Source organism: Streptomyces qaidamensis (assembly GCF_001611795.1).
Classification (GTDB): Bacteria; Actinomycetota; Actinomycetes; order Streptomycetales; family Streptomycetaceae; genus Streptomyces; species Streptomyces qaidamensis.
Map to the genome: position 1 here is coordinate 6,871,926 of NZ_CP015098.1, position 14,259 is coordinate 6,886,184.

At 72.5% G+C, this 14,259-nt stretch carries 9 protein-coding genes; all 9 read left to right on the plus strand.

All coding sequences use genetic code 11. The features are described 5' to 3' along the window. The first annotated feature begins 116 nt into the window (after positions 1 to 116). Positions 117 to 1,634 (plus strand): VMAP-C domain-containing protein, encoded by a 1,518-nt coding sequence (locus tag A4E84_RS30505; protein ID WP_062929614.1) that lies wholly within the window; start codon positions 117 to 119, stop codon positions 1,632 to 1,634. 16 nt (positions 1,635 to 1,650) lie between these two features. Further along, on the plus strand, positions 1,651 to 2,742 hold the full coding sequence (locus A4E84_RS30510) for an AAA family ATPase (protein WP_062929615.1): 1,092 nt from the start codon (positions 1,651 to 1,653) through the stop codon (positions 2,740 to 2,742). A 68-nt stretch (positions 2,743 to 2,810) separates the two neighbouring features. Continuing rightward, positions 2,811 to 7,244, plus strand: coding sequence for an FxSxx-COOH system tetratricopeptide repeat protein (gene fxsT, locus A4E84_RS30515; protein WP_470661527.1), 4,434 nt, complete (start codon positions 2,811 to 2,813; stop codon positions 7,242 to 7,244). Between the two features lie 66 nt (positions 7,245 to 7,310). Then, positions 7,311 to 8,486: a hypothetical protein gene (locus tag A4E84_RS30520; RefSeq protein ID WP_062929617.1), complete on the plus strand. Its 1,176-nt coding sequence runs from the start codon at positions 7,311 to 7,313 to the stop codon at positions 8,484 to 8,486. Then, positions 8,483 to 9,610, plus strand: coding sequence for an effector-associated domain 2-containing protein (locus tag A4E84_RS30525; RefSeq protein ID WP_062929618.1), 1,128 nt, complete (start codon positions 8,483 to 8,485; stop codon positions 9,608 to 9,610). Before A4E84_RS30520 ends, A4E84_RS30525 begins: the two co-directional genes overlap by 4 nt. 100 nt (positions 9,611 to 9,710) lie before the next feature. After that, complete coding sequence (locus A4E84_RS30530) at positions 9,711 to 9,944, plus strand: hypothetical protein (protein WP_062929619.1); 234 nt, start codon at positions 9,711 to 9,713, stop codon at positions 9,942 to 9,944. A 96-nt stretch (positions 9,945 to 10,040) separates the two neighbouring features. Further along, positions 10,041 to 11,783: an HEXXH motif domain-containing protein gene (locus A4E84_RS30535; RefSeq protein WP_062929620.1), complete on the plus strand. Its 1,743-nt coding sequence runs from the start codon at positions 10,041 to 10,043 to the stop codon at positions 11,781 to 11,783. A gap of 100 nt (positions 11,784 to 11,883) precedes the next feature. Next, on the plus strand, positions 11,884 to 13,110 hold the full coding sequence (locus A4E84_RS30540; protein WP_062929621.1) for an arginine deiminase: 1,227 nt from the start codon (positions 11,884 to 11,886) through the stop codon (positions 13,108 to 13,110). A gap of 109 nt (positions 13,111 to 13,219) precedes the next feature. Then, complete coding sequence (gene argF, locus A4E84_RS30545; protein ID WP_062929622.1) at positions 13,220 to 14,227, plus strand: ornithine carbamoyltransferase; 1,008 nt, start codon at positions 13,220 to 13,222, stop codon at positions 14,225 to 14,227. Positions 14,228 to 14,259 lie beyond the last annotated feature (32 nt).

Here is a 14,259-nt window from a genome sequence, read left to right on the forward strand (position 1 = left end):
GACGCTCCTGGCCGGGCGTCGCCCTTGCGGTCCCATTCGTCCCTGGTTAACCGCTGGTTGCCGTGCTAACTTCGCTGGTCTGCCCAGACAGGTGAACCGACTCAGGGGGAAAGTCGGTGCGGACAGGTACGGTGCCCGGCGAGTTCGGCGGCACGTCCGGACATCAGCCGGATTTAGAGCTGCTCTTACGGCTCACGGACGTCCTCTGCGAGCTGGGCTGCGTGGAGGACGCACCGAGCCGGGTGCAGTTCGCCGGTCTCCTGGGGAGCCAGCTCCACCGGCCCGTGGACATCCGCGGCGTCAGACTCCGTGAAGACGTGGTGAGTCTGGTGACCGCCGCGCTGAGCGTGGCGGGCGGCGAGCACGTACTGGTCGGGGTGGTCCGCATCCTCGAAGGAGCCCCGGCCGGGGACGAACTCGACCGGCTGATCGCTCCTGCCCCCGCCCTGGCCGGACCACTGTCCAAGGAGGACGAGAAGAGCGCACGCGTGGCGCTCTCCCGCGGAGACCTGCCCGCCGCACGGTTACGGGACGGTCTGGCCGAGGAACTCGCCGGCCTGGACCTCCCCGACGGGCTCACCCCCGAACAGCTCTTCACGCACCTCCTCGAATGGAACGCGCAGGACGACGGCCTGCCGCCCGTCGTCCTGCTCCTCGACCACGCCGCCCGTCTCGCCGGAACCGTCGAGCACCGCCTCGCGCTCACCGGCTGGGTCGACGACTGGACTTCACGCGCGGGCCTGACCGCGGAGTTGGGCAGACGCCGGCAGAGACGCGCGGCGGTGGTGTGGTCGCCCGACATCCCCCGCACCCTCGTCATCGCCGTCGAACCGGCCCGGGACGGCAGCACGGACGTGGTCGTGCGGACCTGGACCAACGCGACCCCCGGGCGCTGGGACCCCCGCCCCGGCGAACCCGAGACGACCGCCCTGGACGACCTCGGCCGAGCCGTTGACGAGGCGCTCCGGCGCGGCACCCGACTGTGGCTGGTCCCACGCGAACCGGAGCCGCGCGGACTCCAGGAGCCGCCTGCGTACGTAGAGTTCCTCCTTCCGTACGATCTGATGAACCACGATGTGGCGGGGTTGACGTTCGCCGTCGGCGACGGGGAGCCCATTCCGCTCAGCCTGCGGTACGGGGTCCATCTACGCAGCCTGGAACGCATGCGTACGGACAACGCCGTGGTCCGGCAGCAGTGGCAGCGGCGTTGGGCGGCGCTGAAGCAGCACGGGATCACGGTGCACGCCTGGCGGGAAGCGGACGCCCGGCGGCAGCGCGCGTGGCAGATCGCGCTCGCCGGGGAATCCACAAGGACGGCAGTGCTGTTGGACGCGCCGACCGGGGCCCCGGCCCTGGAGGCACTCAAAGCGGCGATCGCGGAGGGGATCGGGCTGGCCGTCTGGGACCGCCGAGGTGTGTTCATCGAGGAGAGGCGTGAGGTGGTGACTGCGGTCTTCGCGGCCGTCACGATGCCCGTGCAGCTTCCTTCCGTCATTCACCGCATGCGTCTGAACGCCGAGAGCGGCGCGGAGGACGCGGTCCAGTACCTGGCCCGGAACGTCGGATTCCTGTGGGACGACCCCACACGCGTCGTCGACCTCCAGGCCACCGACCCCGGCGATCTCGCCAGCTGAGCTAGGAGGCTTCGGCATGAGCGCACAGGAACGGACGGCCGCGGACGACTGGCGTGTCTTCCACGCCACCGGACGCCCGCAGGACGCCCCACCCGCGCTGCCCGATCCGCCGCCCTGGCGGAGGTTCCGCGGGGGCCCGGCCGAGGCCCCGCCCCCGGACGACGCCGAGGCCGCGCTGCGCCGCCTGGGCCCCGGCGGTCTCACCCCGCAACTCGACGAGGAGCAGATAGAGACGGTCAACGCCGCCCTGCTGCTGCGCCGCCCGCTGCTGATCACCGGCCCGCCGGGCGTCGGCAAGTCGACGCTCGCCTACCTGATCTCGCGTGAGCTGGGGCTCGGCCGGGTACTGGAGTGGAACGTCGTGAGCCGGACCAGCCTGCGGGACGGCTTGTACGTCCACGACGCCATGGGCCGCGCCCAGGCCATCGCCGCCTGGCAGGCCGGACTGCGCGAGACGGCACGGGCGGAGCCGGTGTTCGAAGACGCCGAACAGACCGTCAACTCATCGGTCATGTCAAAAGATCGTCAACTTGCGCCGGTTATAGGCGAGTTCATTACACTGGGGCCCCTGGGCACCGCCCTGCTGCCCTACGACCGGCCCCGGGTGCTTCTCGTCGACGAACTCGACAAAAGCGACATCGACCTGCCGAACGACCTGCTGCACGTTCTGGAGAATGGAAGTTATGAGGTTCCGGAGCTGGTGCGCGACGCCTCCGACGCGGCGAGCGTGCACACCGGCGACCCGGGCAGCCGGGCCGTGGTGCGGGGCGGACGGGTCGAATGCCGGGAGTTCCCGGTCGTGGTGATCACCAGCAACGGGGAGCGGGAATTCCCCGCCGCCTTCCGTCGCCGCTGCCTGCCCATGGAGATGCACACCCCGACCCGGGAGCAACTCCTGGCCATGGTCGAGGGCCACCTCGGGCTCCGTCCGCAGGGCACCGAAGACCTCGTCGACCTGTTCGTTCAGCGGGTCCAGGCGGGGGGCGTCCACTCCCTCGACCAGTTGCTGAACGCTGTCCAGATGACTACTGCGGGTGGTTTTCAGGCTGACGGTGACGGGCGTAAGCTCGTCGAACTGCTGCTCCGCGACCTCGCGAAGGGCCGCTGATGACCCGGGAGCGCGCATCCGGACCCGGCGACGGGGATCCCGCATCGGGATCGTCGCCGCCTCCTTCGGTGTACCCCGAGCCGCCCGCGGGCGAGCGGGGGGACCGGGTCCCTGCCGCTCCCGATCACTTCGTACCGCGCTGGCAGGAGTTCGCCGACGCCGTGTGGCTGGCCGCGCACTGGAGCCGGTACGGCGTACCCGGCGGCACGGCCCAGGAGGCGCCCGCCCCGGCCCGGGAAGAGGAAGTCGTCCGCCCGCAGGACTCCGGGACGGGACAGCCGTCCCCGCCTGCGGCCGGCGACGACGCACGCGCCGCCGGGCCCACGGCGGCCGACGAGGACGACGCTCCCCCCGGGCCCCCGCCGGCCCGCCGCACCCCCGTCTCGCTCCCTCCCGCCGACCGGGCCGTCTCCCGGCCCGACGGCCGCTTCTTACCGCACCCCGACGGCCCCTTCACCCTGCACCTCGGGCCGCCGCTGCTGCCCCGGCCCGAACCCGACCCGTCCGGGCCCGGACGCGTCACGGCGCTGCTCGCGCGCGCCCTGCACCACCTGGCCCGCCGCATCCCGTCCCGCAGCAGCCTGGAGCTGGACGAGGAGACCACCGCCGAACAGGGCCTCGCCGACGGGCTGTGGATGCCGTTCCTGCGGCCCGCCCGGGTCTCCGCCTTCGACCTGGTGCTGCTGTTCGACGACGCCCCCACGATGCGCATCTGGGAGGAGAGCGCCGCACGCCTGGCCCGGGCCGCCGAGCACAGCGGCGCCTTCCGGAGCGTGCGCACGATCAGGGCGACCGTGCCCCGCACCGGCACCGCCACCCTGCGCTGGCCCACGGGCCGGGCCGTCGCCGACCCGGCCGAACTGCTCGACGGCCGGGGCAGCCGGATCTTCCTCGTCGTCACCGACGGACTGGCCCACGGCTGGGCCGCCACCGCCGCCGACGAACTCCTCGGCCGCCTCGCCCACGCCGGCCCCACCGCGCTCGTCCACCTGCTGCCGCCGCACCTGCGCCACCGGTCCTCGCTCTACCCGTACCCGGCCGTCCTGGAGGCCGGGGGGTTCGGAGCCCCCAACGACGGCCTCGGGCACTGGGCTCCGCCCGGCGGGCCCGATCCGATGCGGCCGCTGCCCGAAGCGGGCGACGGCTCCGTCGCAGTCCCGGTGCTCTCCCTGAAGCCCGCCTCCCTCGCCGCCTGGTCCGACCTGGTCACCGGCGGCCGCGGCGTACGGCGTTCGCTGCCCGTGGTGCTGGCAGGTGCCCTGAGCAAGGGCGCCCCGGCCCCCGGTCTGCGCGCCCCGCGCCTGCCCCGCGCCGCCGGCGCCGCCGTACGGCGCTTCTTCAGCCTCGCCACCCCATCGGCCCGCCGGCTCGCCACCCAACTGGCGGCCATCCCCTTCGACTTCGACCTCGTGGAGCAGCTGCGCAGGCGCGTCATGCCGGAGACCGGCCCCGACCATCTGGCCGAGATCCTCATGGGCGGGCTGATCGACTGGGAGGGCGGGGAGCAGGGGCGCCCCGAGTTCGCCGAGGGCGTGCGCGAGGCGCTGCTCGCCACCACCACCCGTAGTCAACTCGCCCAGACCGTCAGCGTGGTGGGCGAGCTGCCTGCCGCGGGGGAGCGCGGCGTCGCCCTGCGCGCCGCGCTGCACGACCCGCTGCGGACCATGCTGCCCGACCCGGCCGAGCCCGGCTGGGCGCGCAGCGAACTGGCCGTGATGCGAGCCCTGTCGGGACCCTACTCCGAGCGGGCCAAACGCATTGAACCGAACCTGTCCAGGTACACGCCTCCCGCGGCCGTACCGGAGGGCAGCACCAGGCCCGCGCATCCACCCCCAAAGGTGAATAAACCGGGTGATCCGACTCCATCCAGCCCAGCGGGCAGTGACCCGAATTCGGGAATTTCCGATCTGACTGGAGAATCCGCGCCGTCTTCGACGGCCGGCGCGCACCGACAACAGACCCCGGAGGCAGAGCCGCTCATGCAGCGCACCACGACCGCAACGCCGGCCCTACTGGTGAACGTGCCCATGCGCAACACCTCGTTCGTCGGCCGGCAGGCGCTGCTGAGGGCCGTGGAGGAGCAACTCGCCGCCCAGGACACCGCGGCCGTGCTGCCCAACGCCCTGCACGGCCTGGGCGGCGTCGGCAAGTCCCAGCTGGCGCTGGAGTACATCTACACCCACCAGCGTGACTACCGGATCATCTGCTGGATCCCCGCCGAACGCGAGAGCCTCATCCTGGCCGCGCTCTCCTCCCTCGCCTCCCAGCTGGGCGTCGCCCCCTCCGGCCAGGACAGCCTGGGTGCCGCCGCCGCCAACACCGCCGTGCCCGCCGTACTGGAGGCGCTGCGCACGGGGACGCCGTACGACAACTGGCTGCTGGTCTTCGACAACGCAGAGGACATCGAGGCGGTGCGCGGCTACTTCCCGCACAACGGGCCGGGCAAGGTCATCGTCACCTCCCGGAACCGAGGCTGGGAACGGGTGGCCACCTCCCTGCCGGTGAACGTCTTCGAACGCGACGAGTCCATCGAGCTGCTCCAGAAGCGCGCCAAGGACCTGCCCCGGGAGGACGCCGACCGGCTCGCCGAAGCGCTCGGCGACCTCCCGCTGGCCGTGGAGCAGTCGGGCGCCTGGCTCGGCGTCACCGGCATGGAGGTGGACGAGTACCTCGAACTGCTGGCCCAGCGCAGCCCGGAGATCCTGGAGATCGAGCGGAGCCCCGATTACCCGGTCTCCGTCGCCGCCGCCTGGGACATCTCCCTGGAGCGCATCAGGGAGAACAATCCCGGAGCCCGGCAGCTGCTCGACATCTGCGCCAGCATGGCCCCCGAGCCGATCCCGCGGTCCATCCTGCGCAGCAGCAGGGGCGTGAACATCACACCGGAGATCGACCCGATGCTGCGCGAGCCGATCAAACTGAACCGGGCCATCCGCGACCTCAGCCAGTTCTCCCTGATCAGGGTCGATCCGCGGGCCGGCACCCTGCAGATGCACCGCCTGCTCCAGACCGTGCTCCTCGCCAAGCTGAGCGAAGAGGAACGCGAGCGGATGCGGGACGCCGCGCACCAGCTGCTGTCCGCCGCCAACCGGGGGCCTTACGGCTCCTCCCAGGAGTGGCGCGACTACCAGGCGCTGCTGCCCCACGTCCTCGCCTCCCAGGCGGTGACCAGCACCGACCCCTATGTGCGCGACCTGGTCTACGACACCATGTGGTTCCTCTACTACTGGGGTGACCACGAGGGCGCCGCGGTGTTCGGCCGGCAGGCATGGAGCGCCTGGCTCGCCGCCTCCGGCGAGGAGGACATCTATGTCATCCGCATGACCAAGGGCCTGGGCTTTCTCTTGCGTCAGGTCGGCCAGATCGCCGAGTCGATCCCGCTCACCGAGAAGGCCCTCGAGGTCTCCCGCCGGGTGCAGGTCGAGCCGGAGGAACTCATCGACTCCCTGTGCGAGATGTCCGACGCCCACCGGTACCAGGGCCGGTTCCAGCAGGCGCGGGACCTGGGCAAGGAGGCCACCGAACTGGCCCGTTCACAGTTCGGTTCCGAGGACCAGGCCACCCTGCGCGGGGCGCACAGCTGGGGCGTCGACCTACGGCTGTGCGGGCAGTACAAGGAAGCGCTGACGCTGGACACGGAGACCGCTCGTCAGCGTGACATCCTGTTCGGTGACGCCAGCTTCTTCACGCTCAACACCCTCCACTGCGTCGGCATCGACACCCGGGAGGCGGGCCAGTACCCCAAGGCCCGCGAACTGCAGGAGGACGTCTACCGCCGGGCTCTCGCGGCCCTCGGTGAGAAGCACCCCCTGACCTTGCGCATCGCCCGCGACCTCGGAGTCTGCCGCCGCAGGGACGGAGACCTCGCCGAGGGCGCCAAGCTGGCCGAGGAGACCCTGCGCAACTTCAAGTCCCGCTACGGCGACGAGCACCTGGACTCGCTGACCACGGCGACCAACGTCTGCGTCGACCGGCGTCTGGCCGGGGACCTGGAAGGCTCGCAGCGCCTCGCGGAGTCCACCGCGGCCAGGCTGGTGCGGCGCCTCGGGCAGAACCACGCGCACACCCTGGTGACCAGGGCGAACCTGGCCGCCACCGAACGGGCCCTGGGTTCCCTGGACGCCGCGCAGGAGCTGGAGGACGACGTGGTGCGCCGGCTGAGCGACACGGTCGGAGAGCAGCACGTCATCACCCTCACCGTCGGCATCGGCCAGGCCAACACCGCCTACGCGCGACTCGACTTCGAGCGGGCGCACTCGATCGACTCGGCCAACCTGCCGTTGCTGACCGAGGTGGCGGGCGGGGACCATCCGCTCACCCTCTCCTGCCTCTCCAACCTCGCACTCGATCTGCGGGGGCTCGGGCGCGGCGACGAGGCGGACGTACTCCAGCGCAAGGCGGTGGAGGGCTTCGCCGGAGTGCTGCGCACCGACCACCCCTGGCTCCAGGCCGCCCGCCAGCGCCGCCGCATCGAGTGCGACATCGCTCCCATGCCCATGTGACGACGGTCAACTTTCCTGTGGTACTGGTAAGTTGGTGCCACAGGAAAGTCGTGTCACGGGGGGCGCATGACGACGGTCGTGTTCGTCCATGGGACCGGGGTCCGCGAGCCGGGCCTCTCCGCGCTGGTCGCCCGGGTGACGGCCGGACTGACCGAACAGCGCGACCGCCTTCGGGTCGTTCCCTACGCCTGGGGAGCGGCACACGGTGCCACGCTCGCGGCCGGCGGGGCGAGCCTGCCGCCCCGGTCCGGCACCGCACGCGGCATCGGCGAAGGCCCGCCAGGACCGCCCCCCGGTGACGAGACGGCCGCGGCATGGGCCGCCCTCTACGCCGACCCGCTGGCCGAACTGGCCTTGGCCGCCGCCGGATCCGGCCCGCCCGTCGAGCGCCCGCCCGGCACCGTACCGCCGCAGCAGCGCATCCGTGCGCAGCTCACCGCACTCGCCGCCCGAGGCGACGAACCAGGAGCCGAGGCGGGCCCCGGTCTGGCCCGCGCCGCCACCGATCTGGCCGCCCATCCCCTGCTCGGCCCTGCCGCCGACGCCCTCGACCCGGCGGGCCTCGCGGTCCTCGCCGCGCGCTGCCTGACCGCCCGCCTCGTCGCCGACGCCCTCGACGCCGACTCCCCGCTCATACCCGTCGCCGAGACGCGGGACGCCGTCGCCGGCCGGATCGCCGAGGCCCTCGGCGCACCGCCCCGGGGTACGGAGCGCGGGCTGCGCTCCACCCTGCTGCGGACGGCCGGAGCGGTGGCCGCGCGCGCCGTCGAGCGCCGTCGGCGTGCCCTCACCGAGGCCGCCCATCCCGCCGCCGGCGACATCCTGCGCTATCTGAGCCGGGGTGCGGCCTGCCGGGACGGCCTGCGCACCCTCGTCACCGGACTGGAGCCGCCCGTCGCCCTGGTCGGTCACAGCCTCGGCGGCATCATCGCCCTCGACACGCTGATCTCCGCCCCGCTGCCCCAGGTCCGGCTCCTGGTGACTGCGGGCTCCCAAGGGCCCTTCCTCTACGAGTCGGGGTCCCTGCCATCCCTCGAACACCCCGCGCCGCTGCCGCCGCACGTCCCCGCCTGGCTGAACCTGTACGACCCGCGCGATCTGCTCGGCCACGTCGGTGCGGGACTCTTCCCGGACCGCGTCACCGACGTGGCCGTCGACAGCGGCCAGCCGTTCCCCGCCGCGCACAGCGCCTACTGGACGAACCCGGCCGTGTACCGCCACATCGCGGACCGACTGCCGTGACCGGGGCCGGGCCCGTGCCGTCCGTGGACCCCGTCCGGGTGCACGCCCTCGTCGTCGGGATCGAGGCGTACGAGGCCGGCGACCCCTGGCGGCTGCCCGGTCCCGCCCGGGACGCCGTCCGGTTCTGGCGGCTGCTGCGGGACGCCGGGGTCCCCGAGTCCCAACTGCGGCTGCACCTCAGCCCACTGCCGCCCTACGACCCGCACGTCCCCTACGCGCGTGCGGACCGGGCGACCCTGCGCCGGGTACTCGTACGCGAACTGTCCGCGGCCCAGGGCGACGTGCTGTGGGTGTGGTGGGGCGGGCACGGCGTGCTGGACCGGGCCGGTCGGCTCCGGCTGTTCTGCGCGGATGCCGGCATCGCCGACAAGGTGGGCATCGACCTGGACTCCGCGCTCGCCCGGTACGCGGGAGACGCCGTGCCCGGTCTGCGCGAGCAGATGTGGATCGTGGACGCCTGCGAGACGTTCGAAGAGGACCTCGCCTTCCAGGAGGCGCTGCCCGCCGACGCCCTGCCCCTCGGCCGGCCCAACCATGTGCACCGGCAGACCGTGCTGCGGGCCGCCGGCCGGGGCAGGGCGGCCGCCAACGACCCCGTCCGCGCCACCGGTCTGTTCTCCGACGTCCTGCTCGGTCTGCTGGCCGACCGGGCCGGGCTGCCCGCGCCGCCTGATCCGGAGGAACTGTTTCCGGCCGTTCGGGCGCGCATCGCGGCCCTCAGGGAAGAGGGCCGTACCCTTCAGCATCCCGAGATCCGGCTCCAGGGCCCCGACCGCGGCGAAACCCTGCCGCCGGCCGGACCGCCCGCTCCGACGCGCCCCCTCGCGGCGCTGCACCGCGCCGTGGAGGCACTCCTCGCCTACCCCCTGATGCACGACCCGGGTGAACGGCAGACGGTCGTGGCAATGCTGAACCCCCGTGTCACAGGCGTACTCCGCCGCCACAGCAGTGCGCGCACCGACGTGGTCAACATCCTCGGCGGGCTCGTCCGCCGGAACCCGGAGGCGTTGTGGGACCTGTTCGACGCCGTGGTGTCCGTCGACGACGATCCGGAACTGAAGGAGAAACTGGGCGCCGCCATCGGTGAGTTGGCGTCTACGTCGCCGCGTCGACAGGACCGGTGATGATCAGTGGCGTGATCGTACGGTTTTCCCCCCGGGGGGTATTGGCCATGATGGAAGGACACGGGGCATCGCGTGCCACCGTGCGAGAAGGGGGAGCATCTTGGACCAGCCGCCCGCTCTGCACCGCACTGGAGCCGCCGCACCTGAACCGGTCGTCGCCACCGCGGGGGCCGATGTCTGGGAATCCGATCTGGCGGACCTCGCGGCGCTGCCCCTGAGCGCCGTGGACGGTCTCCCCGCCCTTCCTCCCACCACGCGCCTGCTGACCGAGGTGCTGCGTGCCCGCAGCAGCATGAGGAGCGGCGAAGGGCCGGGGGGCGCCCGAGCCGACTAGCCGCCGACCGCGTCCCGACGGCAGAGCCCCGGTGCGACACCCGTACGCGCACCGGGGTCCGCGCATGTCCGCCAACCCGACCGGAGGTCCGCGACGATGACCAGCGAGCAGCACCTCGCTCCCTTCCGCATGCCGGACCGGCTCTTCGCGGAGCTGGCCGCCGGAGGCGGCTCGGCAGCGGCCGTCGCCTTCCTCGAACGGGCAGAACGGGCGCGGCGGTTGCTGCTCCTGCGCACCCTCCTCGGCCACCTCGACGCCCTGCCCACGCCCCTCACACCCGTCGCCGAGGCCTGGCGGGTGCTCAAGGAGGCGGCCGAGAAGTCCCCCGAGCCGGTCGAACGCCTGCTGCTGGCCCCGCCGACCGGCGGCTGGATCTCCCACATGCTGCGCCGGGTCCACGGCACCGCGACCGGGCCGCCGCTGTGGGCGGAGGCGGGCCACCTGAGCGCGCTGGCCATCTCGGCGTCCCTGCACGCGGGCACGGAGACGGCCTTCGACGTTCCGCTCACCGACGGACGGCTGCCGCTGCCCGGCCTCGGGATGGTCCGACTCCCCGACGCCGGAGAGGGTTTGGCGGTCGGCCGGGCCACGACGGCCGGGGGAGAGCTGACGGTCGAGGGGCCGGGGCGCACGAACGGCTCGGTGCGGGTGCTCTGCCGTCCGCTGCGGCAGCGCGCCGGCACCGGCGGGGACACCTGGCTCCCGCTGCGCACCCTGACCCACACCGGCACCGGCGGTGCGGCCCCGGGCATCGTGGTGCTCGAAGACCTCGACCCCTACCGCGATCTCGACGACCACCTGCCCCCCGCCCGGCTCGACGAGGACGAGGCGCGGGAGTGGCAGCGGCTGTTCGGCGAGGCCGCGCGGATCCTCGCCCGCCCGGGCAGACCGGGCCCCGGGCGGGTCGACCCCGCCATGATCCGGGCGATCGTGCCGTTCGGACGCACCGGCGTCAGTCCGCCCCCGCTGCCCTTCGTGCAGGTGTCGGCCTCCAGCGGCGACTCCTTCGGCGGCATGCTCATCGTCCGCCCGGCCTCGGCGCTCGCCCTCGCCGAAACACTGGTGCACGAGCTCCAGCACAGCAAACTGGCGGCCCTGCTGCACCTGTTCCCGCTGCTGGAGGACGACCGGGCCGAGCGCTACTACGCCCCCTGGCGCACCGACCCCCGGCACCTGACCGGGCTGCTGCACGGCGCGTACGCCTTCACGGGCGTCGCGGGCTTCTGGCGGGACCGGCTGGCCGATGCGCAGAGCGTCGATGCGCCGAGCGTCAACGCACCGAGCGTCAACGCACGGAGCGCCGAGGCGGTCGAGCGGGCCGGCTACTTCTTCGCCCTGCGCCGCCTGCAGAGCCGCCTGGCCGTGCGCACCCTGCTCACCAGCGGCCGGCTGACCGTTCAGGGCCGCGCCCTGGTGTCGGGGCTCGCTCGCACCCTGGACGGCTGGCTGCGGGAGGACGTTCCGCCGGCCGCACTGGGCCGGGCCCGCACCGCCGCCGCCCTGCACCGCACCGAGTGGCGGCTGCGCAACGTCACGCCCGCCCCGGCCGCCGCGCCGTCGGCCCTCCGCTTCCGCCCCGACCGCACGTCCTGGCCGGACACACGCACCCAGGGCTTCGCCGCGCGTCCCACCGTGCCGCGCACCGCCGACGAGCACCTCGCCGCCGGTGACGCGGCCGCCGCGCTCGTCCGGTACGCCGATGTCCTGGCCGACGCTCCGGCCGAGCCGCATGCCCTCGCGGGCTGGATCGTCGCCCGGACGATCCTCGAACCCGGCCGGGCCGCCCGCCGGATGCTGGCCCGGCCCGAGGAACTGCTGGAGCCGTCGCCGCGGGTGTGAGCCGGCCCTGCCCCGCTTGTCGTCGCTGCGACGAGAACTGGCGGTCACGGAAACGGTCGAGGAGCGCGTCAATACGCCCTTCGATGGTCAGGATGGAGGCATGGCATACCACGTCCACTCCGAGGCCGGGCGGCTGCGCCGCGTCATCCTGCACCGGCCCGATCTCGAGCTCAAAAGGCTCACCCCCAGCAACAAGACCTCGCTGCTCTTCGACGACGTGCTGTGGGTGCGCAGGGCCCGCGCCGAGCACGACGGGTTCGCCGATGTGCTGCGCGACCGGGGCGTCGCCGTCCACCTCTTCGGCGACCTGCTGGCCGAGACCCTTGAGGTCCCGGCGGCCAGATCCCTCGTCCTGGAGCGGGTCTTCGACGAGAAGGAGTACGGCCCGCTGGCCACCGACCCGCTCAGAGCCGCCTTCGAGAACCTGCCCGCGCGGGAGCTGGCCGAGGTCCTGATCGGCGGCATGACGAAACGCGAGTTCCTCGACGTGCACCCGGAGCCGACCTCGGTGCGCTTCCACGTCATGGAGCTGGACGATTTCCTGCTGGGCCCGCTGCCCAACCACCTCTTCACCCGCGACACCTCCGCCTGGATCTACGACGGCGTGTCCATCAACGCCATGCGCTGGCCCGCCCGGCAGCGCGAGACCGTGCACTTCGAGGCGATCTACCGGCACCACCCGCTGTTCCGCGACGAGACGTTCCACGAGTGGTCGGAGGGGCAGACCGACTACCCCTCCACCATCGAGGGCGGGGACGTGCTGGTCATCGGCAACGGGGCGGTGCTCATCGGCATGAGCGAACGCACCACTCCGCAGGCCGTGGAGATGCTCGCGCACAAGCTGTTCGCCGCCGGGTCCGCCGAGACGATCGTGGCCCTCGACATGCCCAAGCGGCGTGCCTTCATGCACCTCGACACCGTGATGACGATGGTCGACGGCGACACCTTCACCCAGTACGCGGGCCTCGGCATGCTCCGCTCGTACACCATCGAACCGGGCGTCGGCGAGAAGGAGCTGAAGGTCACCGACCATCCGCCGGAGCACATGCACCGCGCGATCGCGGCCGCCCTCGGCCTGAACGAGATCCGTGTGCTGACCGCCACCCAGGACGTGCACGCGGCCGAGCGCGAGCAGTGGGACGACGGGTGCAACGTCCTCGCCGTCGAACCCGGGGTCGTGGTCGCCTACGAGCGGAACTCCACCACCAACACCCATCTGCGCAAGCAGGGCATCGAGGTGATAGAGATCCCGGGCAGCGAGCTGGGCCGGGGGAGGGGCGGGCCGCGGTGTATGAGCTGCCCGGTCGAACGGGATCCGGTGCGGTAGGGCCTCTGGGGTTCCCCGGGCTTCGAGTTCCCCGCAGCATCTGTATAGGCATGCTGGCTTTCGTATAGTATTCCAAAAGTCTGTGTCCCCGTATTCTTGGAGCGCCCTCATGGCGACTGTCCCGACCGCCCTCGCCGGCCGCCACCTCCTCAAGGAGCTGGACCTCACCGAGGACGAGTTCCGCGGTCTGGTCGAGCTGGCCGCCGAGCTGAAGGCCGCCAAGAAGGCCGGGGCCGAGACCCAGCACCTGCGGGGCCGGAACATCGCGCTGATCTTCGAGAAGACCTCCACCCGCACCCGCTGCGCCTTCGAGGTCGCGGCCGCCGACCAGGGCGCCTCGACCACGTACCTCGACCCCTCCGGCTCGCAGATCGGGCACAAGGAGTCGGTCAAGGACACCGCGCGGGTGCTGGGCCGGATGTACGACGCGATCGAGTACCGGGGCGACAGCCAGCAGAAGGTGGAGGAGCTGGCGGCGCACGCCGGTGTCCCCGTCTACAACGGGCTCACCGACGACTGGCACCCCACCCAGATGCTCGCCGACGTGCTGACCATGACCGAGCACTGCGCCAAGCCGCTGACCGAGGTCGCCTTCGCCTACCTGGGCGACGCCCGCTTCAACATGGGCAACTCCTACCTGGTCACCGGTGCCCTGCTCGGCATGGACGTCCGTCTCGTCGCGCCGAAGGAGTACTGGCCTGCCGAGGAGGTCGTCGACCGGGCCCGTGCCCTCGCCGTCGGCAGCGGCGCCCGCATCACGCTCACCGAGACGGTGGACGACGGCGTGCGCGGCGCCGACTTCGTCGCCACGGACGTCTGGGTCTCCATGGGCGAGCCGAAGGAGGTCTGGGCCGAGCGCATCGCCGCCCTCGCCCCGTACGCCGTGACCATGGACGTCCTGCGCGCCACCGGCAACCCGGACGTGAAGTTCCTGCACTGCCTGCCCGCCTTCCACGACCTCGGCACCAAGGTGGGCCAGGAGATCCACGCGGCCCACGACCTGGAGTACCTGGAGGTCTCCGACGAGGTCTTCGAGTCGGCGCACTCGGTCGTCTTCGACGAGGCGGAGAACCGGATGCACACGATCAAGGCGGTCTTGGTGGCAACCCTGGCCTGAACAGGCCTTATGCTGACCGGCGGCCCGGAACC